At 72.6% G+C, this 16,782-nt stretch carries 18 protein-coding genes; 7 read left to right on the top strand and 11 right to left on the bottom strand.

What is annotated here, in order from left to right:
* Positions 1–35: 35 nt before the first annotated feature.
* A complete protein-coding gene (locus tag ACIQMU_RS04010) occupies positions 36–752 on the bottom strand; it encodes a L,D-transpeptidase (protein WP_352240372.1) in 717 nt (238 codons plus the stop codon).
* Between the two features lie 133 nt (positions 753–885).
* On the bottom strand, positions 886–2,196 hold the full coding sequence (locus ACIQMU_RS04005; RefSeq protein ID WP_352240373.1) for an MFS transporter: 1,311 nt from the start codon (positions 2,194–2,196) through the stop codon (positions 886–888).
* Between the two features lie 62 nt (positions 2,197–2,258).
* On the opposite strand from ACIQMU_RS04005, the gene ACIQMU_RS04000 reads away from it, so the two are divergent.
* Together ACIQMU_RS04000 and ACIQMU_RS03995 are read left to right on the top strand one after the other, a co-directional pair.
* Entirely contained in the window at positions 2,259–3,212 is a 954-nt protein-coding gene (locus tag ACIQMU_RS04000) for a LysR family transcriptional regulator (protein ID WP_352240374.1), read from the top strand.
* Between the two features lie 154 nt (positions 3,213–3,366).
* Positions 3,367–4,128 (top strand): hypothetical protein, encoded by a 762-nt coding sequence (locus ACIQMU_RS03995; RefSeq protein WP_352240375.1) that lies wholly within the window; start codon positions 3,367–3,369, stop codon positions 4,126–4,128.
* A 132-nt stretch (positions 4,129–4,260) separates the two neighbouring features.
* On the opposite strand, the gene ACIQMU_RS03990 is transcribed toward ACIQMU_RS03995, so the two are convergent.
* On the bottom strand, positions 4,261–5,022 hold the full coding sequence (locus ACIQMU_RS03990) for an alpha/beta hydrolase (RefSeq protein WP_352240376.1): 762 nt from the start codon (positions 5,020–5,022) through the stop codon (positions 4,261–4,263).
* A gap of 103 nt (positions 5,023–5,125) precedes the next feature.
* Between ACIQMU_RS03990 and ACIQMU_RS03985 the strand changes: the two genes are divergently transcribed.
* Both ACIQMU_RS03985 and ACIQMU_RS03980 read left to right on the top strand, forming a co-directional pair.
* Positions 5,126–6,280 (top strand): adenosine deaminase, encoded by a 1,155-nt coding sequence (locus ACIQMU_RS03985; RefSeq protein ID WP_352240377.1) that lies wholly within the window; start codon positions 5,126–5,128, stop codon positions 6,278–6,280.
* 134 nt (positions 6,281–6,414) lie between these two features.
* Positions 6,415–6,717 carry a hypothetical protein gene (locus ACIQMU_RS03980; RefSeq protein WP_352240378.1) on the top strand — a complete coding sequence of 101 codons (303 nt, stop codon included), beginning with the start codon at positions 6,415–6,417 and terminating at the stop codon, positions 6,715–6,717.
* Positions 6,718–6,842: 125 nt separating this feature from the next.
* On the opposite strand, the gene ACIQMU_RS03975 is transcribed toward ACIQMU_RS03980, so the two are convergent.
* From ACIQMU_RS03975 to afsQ1, 5 genes are all read right to left on the bottom strand, one after another.
* Positions 6,843–7,049 (bottom strand): PspC domain-containing protein, encoded by a 207-nt coding sequence (locus ACIQMU_RS03975; protein WP_356722707.1) that lies wholly within the window; start codon positions 7,047–7,049, stop codon positions 6,843–6,845.
* Between the two features lie 93 nt (positions 7,050–7,142).
* Positions 7,143–7,715: a VanZ family protein gene (locus ACIQMU_RS03970; RefSeq protein ID WP_402688161.1), complete on the bottom strand. Its 573-nt coding sequence runs from the start codon at positions 7,713–7,715 to the stop codon at positions 7,143–7,145.
* 210 nt (positions 7,716–7,925) lie between these two features.
* Entirely contained in the window at positions 7,926–8,561 is a 636-nt protein-coding gene (locus ACIQMU_RS03965; RefSeq protein ID WP_402688160.1) for a hypothetical protein, read from the bottom strand.
* Complete coding sequence (locus ACIQMU_RS03960; RefSeq protein WP_402688159.1) at positions 8,558–10,087, bottom strand: ATP-binding protein; 1,530 nt, start codon at positions 10,085–10,087, stop codon at positions 8,558–8,560. The genes ACIQMU_RS03965 and ACIQMU_RS03960 overlap by 4 nt, the downstream gene beginning before the upstream one ends.
* Positions 10,084–10,761 (bottom strand): two-component system response regulator AfsQ1, encoded by a 678-nt coding sequence (gene afsQ1 / locus ACIQMU_RS03955; RefSeq protein WP_006127084.1) that lies wholly within the window; start codon positions 10,759–10,761, stop codon positions 10,084–10,086. The genes ACIQMU_RS03960 and afsQ1 overlap by 4 nt, the downstream gene beginning before the upstream one ends.
* A gap of 182 nt (positions 10,762–10,943) precedes the next feature.
* Here afsQ1 and ACIQMU_RS03950 point away from each other — a divergent pair, with 182 nt between their 5' ends.
* On the top strand, positions 10,944–11,711 hold the full coding sequence (locus ACIQMU_RS03950) for a SigE family RNA polymerase sigma factor (RefSeq protein ID WP_352240383.1): 768 nt from the start codon (positions 10,944–10,946) through the stop codon (positions 11,709–11,711).
* Positions 11,712–12,089: 378 nt separating this feature from the next.
* Positions 12,090–13,097, top strand: coding sequence for a hypothetical protein (locus ACIQMU_RS03945; protein ID WP_402688158.1), 1,008 nt, complete (start codon positions 12,090–12,092; stop codon positions 13,095–13,097).
* A 20-nt stretch (positions 13,098–13,117) separates the two neighbouring features.
* On the opposite strand, the gene ACIQMU_RS03940 is transcribed toward ACIQMU_RS03945, so the two are convergent.
* Positions 13,118–13,762, bottom strand: coding sequence for a uridine kinase (locus ACIQMU_RS03940; RefSeq protein ID WP_352240385.1), 645 nt, complete (start codon positions 13,760–13,762; stop codon positions 13,118–13,120).
* Positions 13,763–13,890: 128 nt separating this feature from the next.
* Between ACIQMU_RS03940 and ACIQMU_RS03935 the strand changes: the two genes are divergently transcribed.
* A complete protein-coding gene (locus ACIQMU_RS03935; RefSeq protein ID WP_352240386.1) occupies positions 13,891–14,310 on the top strand; it encodes a hypothetical protein in 420 nt (139 codons plus the stop codon).
* Positions 14,311–14,421: 111 nt separating this feature from the next.
* On the opposite strand, the gene ACIQMU_RS03930 is transcribed toward ACIQMU_RS03935, so the two are convergent.
* Positions 14,422–15,351 carry an aldehyde dehydrogenase family protein gene (locus tag ACIQMU_RS03930; RefSeq protein WP_352240387.1) on the bottom strand — a complete coding sequence of 310 codons (930 nt, stop codon included), beginning with the start codon at positions 15,349–15,351 and terminating at the stop codon, positions 14,422–14,424.
* Positions 15,344–16,780, bottom strand: coding sequence for an aldehyde dehydrogenase family protein (locus ACIQMU_RS03925; RefSeq protein WP_352240388.1), 1,437 nt, complete (start codon positions 16,778–16,780; stop codon positions 15,344–15,346). Before ACIQMU_RS03925 ends, ACIQMU_RS03930 begins: the two co-directional genes overlap by 8 nt.
* Positions 16,781–16,782 lie beyond the last annotated feature (2 nt).

The raw sequence follows: 16,782 nt of genomic DNA, 5'->3' as shown, positions 1-16,782 counted from the left end.
CCCCCGGCGAGGTCCCGCCGTACCGGGCGCGCCGCTCAGGTCCCGGGCTTGCGCCCGTACACGTACACGTCGTCGCCGTTCTTCAGCAGTTTCCAGTATGCCTTCGCGTCGGCGGGGCGCATGTTGACGCAACCGCCGGAGCCCGGGGGGTTGTACATGGACTTGGTGACCGAGTGGAACGCCTGGCCGCCGTCGAAGAACTGGGAGTACGGCATCCAGACCTTGTAGATGGTCGACCAGTGCTTGATGTTGCGCCAGTAGACCTTCTTGGCCCCGGTCCGGGTCTCCGCCCCGTCCCGGCCGGTCCGCACCGGCACCGGCCCGTACTTCAGCTTCTTGCCGTCCTGGATCCAGCTCAGCTGCCGGGTCAGGTCGACACAGGCGATGCGCCCCTTGTCGGTAGGGCACTTCTTCGCCTTGTCGGGATTCTTCCCGGCCGCCTTCTGGGCGAGCATCGTGTTCATCGTGCGCCAGGTCAGCGGACCGGCGTAGCCGATGGTGGGGGTGATCCCGTGCTTCTTCTGGAACTTCTGGGTCGCCCTGCAGTCGGCCGTCGACTGCCGGCCGTCCACGGGCCGCTTCAGGAACTTCTCGACCTGCTTCTGGTACGGCCCCGTCGACGTGGTGCAGGACGCCGCGTGGGCGCCGGTGCCGGTGCCCAGGACCAGGGCGGGAGCGGCCACGAGTCCGGCGACGGACAGTGCCACCCCCTGCCGCAGTCGTCTTCCGGGTATCTTCGCCGTGACAGCCATGCGCGCCAACTCCCCTTCGCCCACAGTGCGTTGTTGGTTACGCCTGGTAGACGAGCGAAGGGGGGCGGTGGTTGCGCGCCGGTATGTCTCGGTTGCGTCCCGGTCGGGCGCGGTCGGGGTCACGGCCTCCGGTTCAGCGCGTGGCCGGGACGAGCGCCCGCCGCTCCGCCCGCGCCACCCGGGTCCCGTACAGGGTGATCGAGACGACGCCCAGGACCGCTAGCAGGCCCAGGGCCACCGTCGCCGCCCAGCCCCCGGCGTGGAAGGCGACCGCGCCCAGCGTGCCGCCCGCGCTGGAGCCCAGGTAGTACGCCGACTGGTAGAGCGCCGACGCCTGCGCCCGGCCCGTCGTCGCGGTCCGGCTCACCGAGGACGAGGCGACCGCGTGCCCGGCGAAGAAGCCGGCCGTGATCAGCACCAGGCCCAGCAGTACGGCGGCCAGCCGGTCGCCCAGCGAGAGCAGCAGTCCGGCCGTCGTGGTGGAGACCGCCAGGTAGAGCGCGCCCCGGCGGCCGAGACGGGCCACCAGGCGCCCGGCGGCGGCGGAGGAGGCCGTGCCGACCAGGTACACGAGGAAGATGGACCCGATGACGCCCTGCGGCAGGCTGAACGGCTCCTCGGCCAGGCGGTAGCCGATCACCGTGTAGACCGCGCCGAACACCGTCATGAACAGTGCGCCGATCGCGTACAGCCGCACCAGCAGCGGGTCGGCCAGATGCGTGGCGACGGTCTTCGCCAGGGCCTTCGGGTTCAGCGAACCGGGACGGAAGTTGCGGGCCTTCGGAATGAGGAAGTGGAAGGCGACGGCGCACACCAGCGCGAGCAGCCCGACCGCCCCGAGCGCGGCGCGCCAGCCCCATGCCTGGGCGACCCATCCGGTGAGGATGCGCCCGCTCATGCCGCCGATGCTGTTGCCCGCGACGAACAGCCCGATCGCGGCGATCAGCGCCTTGGGCCGCACCTCCTCCGCCAGGTACGCCATCGCGGAGGCCGGCAGCCCGGCGAGCGCCGCACCCTGGACGGCGCGCAGGGCGATCAGCGCGCCCATCGAGGGGGCGAAGGGCACCAGCAGTCCGACCAGCACCGCGATCACCAGCGACGCCGTCATCAGCTGCCGCCGCCCGAACCGCTCCGAGAGCGCGCTCAGCGGCAGCACGAACAGGGCCAGCGCCCCGGTCGCCGCCGAGACCGTCCAGCTCGCCTGACCGGCGGTCGCGTCGAACGACGCGGAGACGGCGGGCAGCAGCGCCTGGGTGGAGTAGAGGAGGGCGAAGGCCGCGACACCGGCGGCGAAGAGGGCGAAGCTCATCCGGCGGTAGCCGGGGCGGCCGGGCTCCAGGCGCTCATGGGTGGCGGCGGCGGGCGCGGCGGTGGTGGTGACGGGGGACGACGGGGCAGAGGCATCCACGGTGAGGGTGGATGCCCCGGTACTGGCGGGAGGCATACGTCGAAAGTAGAGGGAGGCGTTTCATGCGTCCAATGCACAAAACTGCCATAATCAATCCCATGGTGCATGAACGCAGCTCAGGGCCTCGGCTGTCACCAAGCGGTTACGAAGAAGACATCCGCGCCGTGCTCGCGCCACGCCTCGCGTACTTCGCGGCGGTCGCCCGGCACGAGCATGTGACGCGTGCCGCGCACGAGCTGGGCGTCCCGCAGTCCACGCTCTCGCGGGCCATGGTCAGGCTCGAAGCGGACCTGGGCGTCGCCCTGTTCGCCCGCAAGGGCCGTACCGTCTCGCTCACCCCGGCGGGCCGCACCTTCCTCGGCTCGGCCGAACGGGCCCTGGGCGAGGTCGAGAAGGCCGCCGAGTCGGTCCGGGCGGACGCCGACCCGACGACGGGCCGGGTCTCCTTCGGCTTCCTGCACACCATGGGCTCGGAGACCGTGCCGGCCCTGATCCGCGCCTTCCGGGCCGACCACCCCAAGGTCCGCTTCCAGCTCGTGCAGAACTACGGCGAGGCGATGATCGAGCGGCTGCGCGCCGGCGGCCTCGACCTCTGCCTCACCTCACCCGTGCCCGACGCCCCCGACCTGGTCGCCCGCCGCCTCGACGAACAGCGGCTGCGGCTGGTGGTCCCCGACGATCACCGCCTCGCGTCCCGCCGCAGGGTCCGCCTCGCGGAGGCCGCCGACGAGACGTTCGTCACCCTGGAGCCCGGTTACGGGCTGCGCCGGATCACCGACGACCTCTGCGCGGAGGCGGGCTTCACGCCGCGCGTCGCCTTCGAGGGCGAGGAGGCGGAGACCCTGCGCGGGCTGGTCGCCGCCGGGCTCGGCGTGGCGCTGCTGCCGCCGCCCGCCGTCGCCCGCCCCGGGGTCGTGGAGCTGACGGTCACCGCACCGCGCGCGGCCCGCGAGATCGGGGTCGCCTGGCTGGACGGGCACCCCGACACCCCGCCCGTCGCCGCCTTCAAGCGCTTCCTGCTCTCGCGCCGGGGCAACCTGCTGCCGGACTGAACCGCCGCCGGACCGGAAGCGGCCGGAGCGCGCGTCCGGGGGCGGGCCGACGCCCGGGTCCGGTACCCCCTCCGACGCCCGGGTCGGACCTTTTTCCGACGCCCGGGTCCGGCCTCCCCTTCTGTTCGTCGTACGGAATGGCGAGAATGCCCCGGTGACCCGTGCCCACTCCGCCGCGCCCTCGTGGCCCCCGCCCCCGACCGCCTCCGCCGGTCCGAAGGGCGTCGTGCTCGCCGCCGTGGTCGGCTCGGTGATGCTGCTGGCCTCGGCGGTGCTCTGCGCGCTGCTGCCCGGCCAGCTCTCCGAGGCCCGCGACTTCCGGGCGGCGCGCCCGTGCGCGGAGATCCGGGGCTCGGTGGCCGAGAACGGCGACTGCCTCGCCGAGTGGCCCGCCACGGTGCTCTCCACGGAGGCCCGCCGCCAGGGCAACGGCTACGCCCGCTGGGCCACCCTCGATCCGGGCCGGGACGCCGAGCCGCTCCGCGTGCGGCTGCGGGGCGAGCGGCCGGTGTGGGAGAAGCTGGCGCCGGGCGTCCGGGTCACCGTCGCCACCTGGCGCGGCACGACGGTGTGGGTGGGAGCGGGGGAGGCGCGCCAGGACGCGGCCGGCCGGCCCGGCCCCGGTGCGATCGTCCGGCTGGCCGTGGCGCTCGCGCTCTTGATCGTCGGAGGCGTCTTCCTGCGGTCGGCGTTCTGGTGGAACGGCCGCCGCGCTCCGGGCACTTCGGCACTCCGTACGGCACAGATCGCCGTGCCGGCGGTGGCCACGGCGTTCGCGGTGGGCATCGCGGTCACCGCCGCGGTCACGCTCGAAAGCCTGCCCCTGGTGCTCCTCGTCACCGCCGCCGGATGCGCGGTCGCGTGGACGGCCGCGGCACGGCTGCTCCGGCGGCCGGCGCACGGCCGCGGGGCCTGAGAGCGAAGCCGTACGGCCTGCGAGCACGAGCACAGCCGCACGGCCCGCGACGAGCCCCGTACGGCCCGCGGAGGCGAGGCCCGTACGCCCGGTGAGGCGCCCGCGCCCGGAGACGTACGGACTCCGCGGCCCTCAGCGCCGCAGCGACCGGCCGAACCCGGCGGCCAGCGGCATCCGCAGCCCCAGCGGCGGTGGCGCGGCGAGCGCGTCCGCGACCGGGCGGGCGTAGGACCGGGCGAAGAGCGAGCCGCGGACGAAGTCGGCCGCCAGTGCCGCGACTTCGGAGCGGTGCTGGCGCAGGGAGTGCCCGTCGGAGTGCACCTCGAAGCGGCAGGTGTCCCGGTTGGACTTCTTCGCCCGCTCGGCCAGCCGGTAGGACAACTCCGGGTCGGTGCGCTCGTCGTTGGTGCCGTGCACGATCAGCACCCGCCGCCCCGCCAGCTGCTTCACCGGCTCCGGCTCGGCCGCCGTCCGCTCCGGCAGCCACGGGGCCATCGCCAGGACGGAGGTGACCGCGCTGTGCCCGGCGGCCCGCAGCGCCGCCCGCCCACCCATCCCGTGGCCGGCCAGGCAGACCGGCACGTCCCCGTACCGGCGCTGGACCTCGTCGGCCGCCCAGACCGCGTCCTCGGCGGGATGCGCGTCGTCCGCGTTCCAGCCGCGGCAGCGGTAGCGCAGCACATGCACCGCCAACCCGTCGCCCAGCCCGGCACGGGCCAGGGAGCGGGCGAACGGCAGCTGTGCCGCGTACGACAGGGTGGAGGGGCGACGACGTGAGTCGGCCTCGCCGTCCGGGAGCAGCAGGACCACGCCGCTCACCTCGTCCGTTGCTCCGGCCGTCTGAACGGCCCGTCCCAGCCTCGCGGGTGCCAGGGGGAGTGCGCGCTGTCCCATGACAGAACAGTGTCAGAAGGAGAGGTGTACTCCACCCGACTTCGCGGTCACTGTTACGTATCGACCCCCAGTGCTCTACGCGCGTAGGCGTTAGAGTGCCAAGATGACGAGCCAGACCCCGAATGTCCCTGATTCCGACCAGATCCGGCGCGCTCCCAAGGTGCTGCTCCACGACCACCTCGACGGCGGCCTGCGGCCGGGCACCATCGTCGAGCTGGCCCGCGCGCAGGGTTACGACTCCCTCCCCGAGACCGAGGCCGACAAGCTCGGCGTCTGGTTCCGCGAGGCCGCCGACTCCGGTTCGCTGGAGCGCTACCTGGAGACGTTCGCCCACACCTGCGCCGTCATGCAGACCCGTGACGCGCTGTTCCGGGTGGCCGCCGAGTGCGCCGAGGACCTCGCCGAGGACGGCGTCGTCTACGCCGAGATCCGCTACGCCCCCGAGCAGCACCTGGAGGGCGGCCTGACCCTCGAAGAGGTCGTCGAGGCCGTCAACGCGGGCTTCCGCGAGGGCGAGCGCACCGCCCGCGCCAACGGCCGCCGCATCCGCGTCGGCGCCCTCCTCACCGCGATGCGGCACGCCGCCCGCGCACTGGAGATCGCCGAACTCGCCAACGGCTACCGCGACCAGGGCGTCGTCGGCTTCGACATCGCGGGCGCCGAGGCCGGGTTCCCGCCCACCCGCCACCTCGACGCGTTCGAGTACCTCAAGCGCGAGAACAACCACTTCACGATCCACGCGGGCGAGGCGTTCGGCCTGCCGTCGATCTGGCAGGCCCTCCAGTGGTGCGGCGCCGACCGGCTCGGCCACGGGGTGCGGATCATCGACGACATCGAGGTCGCCGAGGACGGCTCGGTCTCGCTGGGCCGCCTCGCCTCCTACGTGCGCGACAAGCGGGTGCCGCTGGAGATGTGCCCGACCTCGAACCTGCAGACCGGCGCGGCCGCCTCGTACGCCGAGCACCCGATCGGGCTGCTGCGCAAGCTGCACTTCCGGATCACCGTGAACACGGACAACCGGCTGATGAGCGGGACCAGCATGAGCGGAGAATTCGAGCGGCTGACCGAGGCTTTCGGATACACGCTCGACGACATGCAGTGGTTCACAGTCAATGCGATGAAATCAGCTTTCATTCCTTTCGATGAACGTCTCGCGATGATCAACGACGTCGTCAAGCCCGGATACGCGGAGCTGAAGTCGGAGTGGCTTTTCCGGCAGACCGCTGTGACCAGCGGTTCCGCCGCCTCCGCGGGCTGAGGTCCACGACAGCTGAAAGGGCCGGGAGGCGAAATCCCGGCCCTTTTCCGCGTGTCGGCATGTTTGCGGTGGGGGCGGTGGGATGGCTAGCTTGCAGAGCCGCTCACATCCCCTTCCCCAAGGATGAATTCGCCATGAAGAAGTCTGCTGCCAAGACTCTCGGTGTCGCCGCCCTCGGCGCCGCTTTCGCCGCCGCCGCTGCCGGCAGCGCCTCCGCCGCCCCCTCGCTGCCGCTGGACAGCGCCGCGGGAGTGCTCCCGGTCTCCACGATGGCGCTCGACACCGTCGCCACGTCGGCTCAGAACGCACCGGTCCAGGAGACCGTCGGCAAGATCCTCGGCGGTGACGCCACCGACGCGGCCGCCCCGGTCACCGGCCTGCTCGGCGGACTGCCCACCCAGGGCCTCAGCGCCAACGGGATCCCGCTCGGCGGCTGAACCGTCCCGTGCGCCGGGCCTCCGGCGCCGCCCGCACCTGCCCGTGGGGCGCACACCCTGATCCAGGGCGTGCGCCCCACGGCGCGTTCTCACTCCCCCGCGCGGTGCGCCTCCGGGGCGTCGCTTCACCAGGCCGTCGCGGAGGAGGAGGACTTCTCCGAGGGCAGCAGGGCCCACAGCGCCAGGTAGAGCAGGAACTGCGGGCCGGGCAGCAGGCAGGAGACGACGAAGATGACGCGCATCGTGCTCGCGGAGGTACCGAAGCGCCGGGCGAGGCCCGCGCACACTCCGCCGATCATGCGGCCTTCGCGGGGGCGGACAAGTGCGGCCATGGTGGGCTCCTTCGCGAACCGTTGCGGGAGGAGCAGGGTCTCTGCTCCCTGATGTATCCATGGTGCCGCCGCGAAGGGGTACAAAACATCGCTCTACGGGGCGAGGCCGACCCCGGTAATCGTCGGGGTCGAACCCGCAGGGGCCTCGTTCCTGAGTCGGGTCTCCTGCCGGTAGCGGGGCAGGTCCCGCACCCCCGGCAGCCCCCGGCGGCGCAGCCGCGCCCGGCAGGCCGGGACGACCAGCAGATGGGCCAGTACCACCCCGGTGGTGTTCAGCAGGAGCGAGTCGATGTCGACGGTCTGACCGGGCACCCCGGTCTGACCCAGCTCGATGGCCAGCGAGATCAGCGCCCCGGCGGCGACCGTACGCAGCAGCGAGACCCAGGGGGAGACGAAGATCCGGCCCCCGGCCATCGGCAGCAGCACCCCGAGCGGGGCCAGCAGGAGCAGCGCCCCGCCGATCCGCCGGGCCGCCTCGGCCGGGCCCAGCGCGAGGTCCGCCCTGATCCCGGCGAGCGGCTCGAAATTCGCCGCCGTCATCCAGGGAACGTCCAGCGGGCGCAGCGTCAGCCACCCGACGAACAGCAGATGCGCGACCAGGAGAGTGACGCCCGCCGCGCGGAAGTGGATGACGGTCTGACCGTCCGAGCTCTGACGCACGCCCACCAAGACGCCGCGACCGGCGGGATCGGTTCCGTGCCGTCGCGTCCGCTGTGCGGACGCTCTCCAGGACCGCCCTCCAGGGCCGCCCTCCAGGGCCGCCCTCCAGGGCCGCTCTCCAGGACCGCCCCCTCAGCAGGGCCGGAGCCGCCGGGCCGGGCCGGAGCCGCCCTTCGGCCAGGGCGCAGCCGCCCCCTCAGCCGGGCCGGGGCCGTGTCAGTCCGGACGGAGCGCGTCCGGCGTGGCGAGGTCCCCGGGCCGGGTCTTCGTCTGCGAGGTGCACAGATAGCCGCGCGGCGGGTAGTCCCCGGGGCCGCCCAGGACCACCGAGCCGTCCCGGACCAGCGTCTCGCTCTCCGCGTACGTGCACACCAGCTGGGCCAGCGCCTCCGCCGTCAGGTCCTCCGGCTGGCTGCTCAGCCGCAGGGTGCCCGCCGGGTCGCCGTCCCGGGACGGCTCCACCCGCAGCCCCGCCGGCACCGCGGTGGCGAACCCGGCCCTCCGCTCGCTCGCGGGCGGCGCCTGCTGGACCTCCTTCAGCAGCGCGCGGGCGACCACCACCGGATCGGTGCCCGCCGCGTCCGCCGGAACCGGACGGTCCACGGTGACCAGCTGGGAGGCGCACACCAGATACACCTCGGCACTCCTGCCGTCCGGCGGCCGGGTGGCGACGTCCGACGAGGACACCCGGCACGGCACCCGGGAGGGCGCGGCCCCCGCGTCCACCGGCACCGACGTCGTACGGATTCCGCATCCGGAGGCCAGCGTCGCGGCCGCCAGCAGGGCCGTCAGCGAGACGGCCGTACGCCGCCCGAGCGGGCTTCGCCGGTACGTGACCTCGCCGCGCTTCACGTCGCTCCGTCCTCGTCCGGGGCTTCCGTGCCCGGTTTGTCGCCATTCGCGAGCTTCTCGGCGTCGCGCGGCAGCCGCAGTTCGAAGACGGCACCGCCGTCCGGACAGTTCGCCGCCGTGATGTCGCCGCCGTGGATGTGCGCGTTCTCCATGGCGATGGAGAGGCCGAGCCCGCTGCCCTCCGACCGCGGCCGGGAGGCGCTGGCCTTGTAGAACCGGTCGAAGACGTGCGGCAGCACGTCCTCGGGGATGCCCGGACCGTGGTCCCGTACCTCGATGACCAGCTCCTCGCCCTCCGTCCGCACCCGCACGTCCACCGGAGAGCCCCCGTGCTTGAGGGCGTTGCCGATCAGATTGGCCAGGATCACGTCCAGCCGGCGCGGATCGAGCCGGACCATCATGCCGCGCTCCGCGTCCAGGTCCACCGCGTCCAGCCAGGCCCGCGCGTCGATGCACGCGGTCACCTGGTCGGCGACGTCGACCGTGTCCAGCACCAGACGGGCCGTGCCCGCGTCGAAGCGGGTCACCTCCATCAGGTTCTCCACGAGGTCGTTCAGCCGCCGGGTCTCGCTGACCACCAGGTGCACGGCGGGCGCGATCATCGGGTCGAGGGTGTCCGCCTCGTCCTCCAGCACCTCGGCCACCGCGGTGATCGCGGTCAGCGGGGTGCGCAGCTCGTGCGACATGTCGGCGACGAACCGGCGGCTCGCCTCCTCCCGGGCGCTCATGTCCGCGACCTTCTTCTCCAGCGAGCGCGCGGTCCTGTTGAACGTACGGGAGAGATCGGCGAGTTCGTCCGTGCCCGAGACCACGAGCCGGGTGTCGAGCTTGCCCTCGCCGAGCTTGCGGGCCGCGTCGCCGAGCCGCTGCACCGGACGCAGCACCGTCGTCGCGGCGGCCTGCGCGAGCAGTGCCGAGCCGATGAGCGCGAGGGCGGTGGCGATCCCCAGCGACCAGGCCAGCGAGTTGAGGTCCTGCCGCTCCTGGTCGAGGGACTTGAGCATGTACCCGGTCGGGCCGCCGCCGATGACTCCCGTGCCCGCGACGAGATACGGGGTTCCCGCGATGCTCGTCCGCTGCCAGAACAGGTGGTACTCGTGCTCGTTGCTGGAGGTCAGCGGCTGCTTGCGGGACACCTGCTCGCGCAGCGAGTCCGGCACGTCGGCCAGGGTGAAGGTGTCCAGGTCGGAGTAGCCCACGATCGGCTTGCCGCGCTCGCGCTCCGCCTCCAGCAGCACGCTGTAGCCCGGGCTGCTGGACGCCATGTCCCCGGCGGCCCGCTGGAGGTCGTCCCTGGTGGGACGCACCGGCAGCGCCGCCCCGGTGTCCTGCATCTGCCGCCGGAAGTCGTCGAGCGCGGCATCCTGGGTGCGGGTCAGCACGGCCTCGCGGTTGAGCCAGTACGCGATACCCGAAGCGGAGACCGCGGCCGTCAGCGCCACCAGCGCGAACACCACGACCAGGCGCAGCCGCAGACTGGTCCAGCGCAGACCGGCGCGCAGGGACCGCTTGGCGGATTCGGTCACTGAGGCGAGTCCAGCCGGTAGCCCACGCCCCGCACCGTACGGATCAGGGTCGGCGAGGACGGCACGTCCTCCACCTTCGCGCGCAGCCGCTGCACACAGGCGTCCACCAGACGGGAGTCGCCCAGGTAGTCGTGCTCCCACACCAGGCGCAGCAACTGCTGCCGGGACAGTGCCTGGCCCGGCCGGCGGCTCAGCTCCAGCAGGAGCCGCAGCTCGGTCGGCGTGAGCTGCAGGTCCTCCCCGTCCTTGGTGACGGTCATGGCCGAGCGGTCGATCACCACGTTGCCGAAGGTCGCCGAGTCGGTCGACTCACGCTCCCCCCGGCGCAGCACCGCCCGGATCCGGGCGTCCAGCACCCGGCCCTGGACAGGTTTCACCACATAGTCGTCGGCGCCGGACTCCAGTCCCACCACGACGTCGATGTCGTCGCTGCGCGCGGTCAGCAGAATGATCGGCAGCTGGTCGGTGCGGCGGATACGCCGGCACACCTCGAAACCGTCGATCCCGGGCAGCATCACATCCAGCACGACCAGGTCGGGCCGCTGCTCGCGCAGCAGCTCGAGGCCGTCCTCTCCCGTCGCCGCGGTGGCCACACGGTGGCCCTGGCGAGACAGCGAGAGTTCGAGGGCCGTGCGGATGGCGTCGTCGTCCTCGATCAGCAACAGGAAAGGCACGGACGTCATTCTGGCCCATGGTGGCGCTTCAGTTCGACCTGCGGTCCGGACCGATTGCCCGGGCACGGCCACAACGGCCCCTGTGACAGGTCTGTGACAGTCGGGGAACACCGCCATGAAACTGCCCCGGCAAGCTCTTGGACAGCAGGGAACGAACGGACTCCACCGATAGGGGGCGCGAGATGAACGCACTGCACAGCACCGGCTCAAGCGCAGTTGTCACGCGTCTCCACGACGTCGGCCGGAGCACGGAGAAGTCCGGTGTGACGAACCTGCGGGGGCGTGTTCGGAGCACCGGGCGTCAGCACGCGACGGCTGCGGAGCAGGCGCGCAAGCCGTACATGGCGGTCGTTGACGCGCCCAGGGGGGCGGCCGGCGCGTACGGGGAGGCCACGGGGGACCGCGGAACCCGGGTGGAGGACGCGGACGCCGAAGCGGCGTTCACGGCCTACGTCCAGGAGCGACGGGCCTCCCTGTACGCGACCGCCTACCACCTGACCGGTGACCGGTTCGAGGCCGAGGACCTGCTGCAGAGCGCCCTCTTCTCGACGTACCGGGCATGGCACCGGATCAGCGACAAGGCGGCGGTCGGCGGCTATCTGCGCCGCACCATGACCAACCTGCACATCAGCGCCTGGCGCAGGCGCAAGCTGAACGAATACCCGACCGAGGAGCTGCCGGAGACGGTGGGCGACACGGACGCGATGCGCGGCACGGAGCTGCGGGCGGTGCTGTGGCAGGCACTCGCCCGGCTGCCCGAACTCCAGCGCACCATGCTGGTCCTGCGGTACTACGAGGGCCGCACCGACCCGGAGATCGCGTCGATCCTCGACATTAGTGTCGGCACGGTGAAGTCCAGCATCTGGCGCTCCCTGCGCCGGCTGCGCGAGGACCAGGTCCTCAGCTTCGGACGTGACGAGCAGGAGTCCTTCGGCGAGCTGGTGGCCTGAGGCAGCGGGGGAATGGGGGAGGACGGCCACTGCTTCGGGGGAGGCGGCGGCTACGGGGGAAGCACGGGGGAGCAGGAAAGAACGGGGACCGAGGGGACCCGGGGGAACACGGGGAACGGTCCGTCGCTTCGGGGGAGGCGCGGGCCACGGGGGAGACACAGCGGGGTCGTACGGGCCGGGGGGTCCTGTACGGCCCCGCTGCCCGTGCGGGGGGCCGGGAACGCCGCTTGTTAATCTGATCGGACCACGTCAAACGTGGGATCGAGGAGGACCCGTGGGGGGTAAGTGAGCAGCCGGGCGGGCGATCCGATTCCAGCGAGTGACCAAGCGAGCGCAGCGGGCGGCCGCGAGCGGTCGGCGGGGAAGGCCCGGGCTGTCGTGGTCGCCGCCGTCCTGGCGCTGGTGGTCGGCGGGCTGCATGTCTGGCGCAACACCGACGTGCTGACGGAGGACCGGCTCTGCGGAGGGCTGGTGTCGGCGGCGCGGGCGGACGCGGTCCTTCCCGGGTCCGGTCGTCTCGACGCCGATGGGGACGGGCTCGACGAGGATCTGACCGACATGGTGTGCCGGGTCGGGAAGTCGTCCGTCGTGCTCGGGTCGGGCAAGGGCGAGTTGACGGTGCGGGTCTGGGCGGAGCAGGGGGACGAGCTCCTCGGGACCGACCGGTCGCCGGAACTGTCGAAGACGTGGTTCTTCGCCGGAGAGGTCACCGGCGGAGTCGACGCGTATGCCGGGTGGGTCCTGCTCCCCGAGAAGTGCTGGACGACCCAGCCGGTGATCGCCAGGGTCAGTTCCAGTGAGCCGGTCTCCGACCGCGGGGCATTCGCCGCCCTCGCCACCGACACCGCACGCGCCGTCGCGGCCCGGGCGAAATGCGGTGACCTTCCCGAGAAGCCCGGGACGCTGTCGCCGCCCCGCTCCGACACCGCCCGCCCGGTTTCCGAGGGACAGGTGTGCGGCTTGGACGGCTTGTCGGTCCGGGGCCGGGTCCCGGCGGGTGTGAAGGTGCTGGAAGCGGGCCAGAAGGCCCCTGCCGGCCTGTGGTCCTGTCGGCTGTTCCTGGACGACGACTCCTCCGGCATCGTCCGCACGGACGGCTTCATGGCGTACACGGCGACCCGCGACCCCTCGCTCGTCGCCGCCGTCCGGAAGGCGCCGGGCACACGGAACGGCAAGGCGCCCGGCGGCCGGGAGGCCGACGTCGTCAACTCGCGGACGATGATGCTGCGCTGCGCCCGGGGCGGCCCTCTCTACCTGGCGATGGACCCGAGCCTGCAGTATCTGAAGGCGCGCGAGCCCTCTGGCCTTCCCGTACCGGACGCGTACTTCAAGTCCTTCGTGAAGGCCGCCGCCAAGACCTTCGGCTGCGCGGCCCCCGCCGGCTGAGCGTGGACGGGCCGCCCGCCCTACTCCGGGACCGGCGCCCCCACGCTCGCCCGGCGGCACCGTCCCGCCGCCGCGGCGGCGAACCGTCCCAGGGCTTCCTCCTTGCCGCAGGGGTAGGCCCCCAGGGCCGTCTGGCGGGCCACGATGCGCCGCTCGGCCCGCATCAGCCGCCAGCCGCGCCGCAACAGGAACGGCACCGACTTGCGGCCCTCGCGCAGATCCCGCACCAGCCGCCGGCGGAACGTCGTGGACGGGCGGCCGCGCAGGCACAGCGCGTCCGCCAGCAGCCCCAGACCCTGGCAGCGGCCGACGATGTCCGCCGCGAAGATGCCCTCCGCGACGAACAGCGGCGAGCGCTCGATGTGGAAGGACTCGTGGCCCGTCCTCGAACTGGTGGCGATGTCGTACACCGGAACGTCCGTACGGCCGGACCGGCACAGCTCGGCGATGGCGGCCACCGCCGCGTCCGCGTCCCAGGACTCGGCGGAGTCCCAGTCGATGTCCGTGGAGCCGGGGACCTGGGGCAGGGTCGGGTCGCCCGCTTCCTTGTAGAAGTCGTCCAGGCGCAGCACCGGCAGACCGGTGCGGGCGGCGAGGGACGACTTGCCGGAGCCGGAGGGGCCCGCGAGCAGGACGACGCGGGTCGGGATCGGTTGGGAACTCACAGAACAGAAGTGTGAGGCATTGACCCGCGCAGGGGACCCCTCGGGCCTCCTGTTGGTATCCAGCGTCACACCTCAACTACTCTGCGCGCACAGACGATTACCCGACCAGGCTCGATCAGGTGGAAAACATGGCACTTCATGCACGTAAGCCCGAACGTCGCGTCCTGTTGCGCGCCGGTCTGACCGTCACCGCGCTGGGCGCGGCTCTGGGGGCCGGTGCGGGCTCCGCGTCGGCCGTCCAGCTGCCCGCCGTCGCGGAGGTGCCGGAGCAGGGCGCCTCCGCCCTCCAGGCGGTCGGTGAGACGGCCGGGCCCGCGGTGACCAGCGCGCTGGGCACCTCGCTGGCCAGCAGCGTCGCCCCGGTCACCGACCTCCAGCTGGACCCGCTGGCCAATACCGGGGCGGACCCGCTGGACAACGCGGTGGGCACCCAGATCGGAGACTTCAAGCCGGTGACCACGGCCGTCCTCACGGACCCGATCACCAGCGGCGGTGCGCTGAACGACCTGCCCGTGGTGGGGGAGGCGACCCGGCTGATCACCGGCTGACGCACGGAAGACCTGACGCGCGGACGGGCCGGCACCCGAAGGAACGGCGGACGGGGCCGCCCGGGGTGGGCGGCCCCGTCCGGGCGCCGGGTGTGCGGCGCCGGCCGGACGTCAGTACGAGGAGCCCGAGGCTCCCAGCGCTCCGGTCGGGTGCCACACCGTCTTGGTCTCCAGGAAGGCCGTCAGCCGGTGCGTGTCGGGCGAGGCCGTCCAGTCGGCGGGGTCGCCTCCGCCGTCCGGGTCCACGGGGGCGTGGCGGGCTACGGACGGGCGCAGTACGCGCTTCAGGTTGTCCGCCGCCGCGATCTCCAGCTCCTTCGCCAGGGCGGCGTCCGCCCCGGTGAGGTCGATCGCGTTGACGTCCTGGTGGGCAGCGAGCGGAGCCGCCAGCTCCGCCGTGGCGCCGGACAGGATGTTGACCACGCCGCCGGGGACGTCGGAGGTGGCCAGCACCTCCCCCAGCGACAACGCGGGCAGCGGGGCGTCCGCCGAGGCGACGACGACCGCCGTGTTGCCGGTCGCGATCACCGGGGCGACCACCGAGACCAGCCCGAGGAACGACGACTCCTGCGGCGCGAGGACCGCGACGACGCCCGTCGGCTCGGGGGTGGAGAGGTTGAGATACGGTCCCGCGACCGGATTCGCCCCGCCCACGATCTGCCCGATCTTGTCGGTCCAGCCCGCATACCAGACCCAGCGGTCGATCGCCGCGTCGACGACGGCCCCGGCCTTGGACTTCGACAGCCCCTCGGCGGCCACCTCACGGACGAACTGGTCCCGGCGGCCCTCCAGCATCTCCGCGACGCGGTAGAGGACCTGGCCCCGGTTGTACGCGGTCGCGCCCGACCAGCCGGCGAACGCCTTGCGCGCGGCCACGACCGCGTCGCGCGCGTCCTTGCGGGAGGACTGCGGCGCGTTCGCCAGCCACTGGCCCTTGGAGTCCGTCACCTCGTACACCCGGCCGCTCTCGGAGCGGGGGAACTTGCCCCCGACGTACAGCTTGTAGGTCTTGAAGACGCTCAGACGGTTCTGCTCAGACATCGAGGTACGCCTCCAGGCCGTGGCGGCCGCCCTCGCGGCCGTAGCCCGACTCCTTGTAGCCGCCGAACGGCGACGTCGGGTCGAACTTGTTGAACGTGTTGGCCCAGACGACGCCCGCGCGGAGCTTGTTCGCCACCGCGAGGATGCGGGAGCCCTTCTCCGTCCAGATGCCGGCCGAGAGGCCGTACTGACTGTTGTTGGCCTTGGCGACGGCCTCGTCCGGGGTGCGGAACGTCAGGACGGAGAGGACCGGGCCGAAGATCTCGTCCCGGGCCACCGTGTGCGCCTGGGTGACATTGGTGAAGAGCGTCGGGGCGAACCAGTAGCCGGACGACGGCAGTTCGCAGGGGGCGCTCCAGCGCTCCGCGCCCTCCGCCTCGCCGGTCTCCGCCAGGGCGGTGATCCGGGCCAGCTGCTCGGCGGAGTTGATCGCGCCGATGTCGGTGTTCTTGTCCAGCGGGTCGCCCAGGCGCAGCGTGGACAGCCGGCGCTTCAGGGCGTCCAGCACCTCGTCCTGGACCGACTCCTGGACCAGCAGCCGGGAACCGGCGCAGCAGACCTGGCCCTGGTTGAAGAAGATCCCGGTGACGATGCCCTCGACGGCCTGGTCGACCGGCGCGTCGTCGAACACGATGTTCGCGCCCTTGCCGCCCAGCTCCAGGGTGACCTTCTTGTCCGTGCCCGCCACGGAGCGCGCGATCGCCTTGCCGACGGCGGTCGAGCCGGTGAAGGCGACCTTGTTCACGTCGGGGTGCGTGACGAGCGCCTCGCCCGCGTCGCCGTACCCGGTCAGGATGTTGACGACGCCCTTCGGAAGACCGGCCTGGCGGCAGATGTCCGCGAAGAACAGGGCGCTGAGCGGGGTCGTCTCGGCGGGCTTCAGGACCACCGTGTTGCCCGTGGCGAGCGCCGGGGCGATCTTCCACGCGAGCATCAGCAGCGGGAAGTTCCACGGGATGACCTGGCCGGCCACGCCCAGCGGGCGGGGGTCCGCCCCGTATCCCGCGTGGTCCAGCTTGTCGGCCCAGCCCGCGTAGTAGAAGAAGTGCGCCGCGACCAGCGGGAGGTCCGCGTCGCGGGTCTCCTTGATCGGCTTGCCGTTGTCGAGCGTCTCCAGGACGGCCAGCTCACGGCTGCGCTCCTGGATGATCCGCGCGATCCGGAACAGGTACTTGGCGCGCTCGGAGCCGGGCAGCGCCGACCACTTCTCGAACGCCTTGCGGGCGGCCCGCACGGCCCGGTCCACGTCCGCCGCGCCCGCCCGGGCGACCTCGGAGAGGACTTCCTCGCTGCTCGGCGAGACCGTCTTGAAGACCTTGCCGTCGGCGGCCTCGGTGAACTCGCCGTCGATGAACAGCCCGTAGGAGGGCGCGAGGTCGACGACGGCGCGGGACTCCGGCGCCGGTGCGTACTCGAATGCGGATGCCATGG

Source organism: Streptomyces sp. NPDC091649 (assembly GCF_044756785.1).
Taxonomy (GTDB): domain Bacteria; phylum Actinomycetota; class Actinomycetes; order Streptomycetales; family Streptomycetaceae; genus Streptomyces.
The sequence above is the reverse complement of the archived record's forward strand: the minus strand, read 5'-3'. Positions and strand labels throughout refer to the sequence as shown.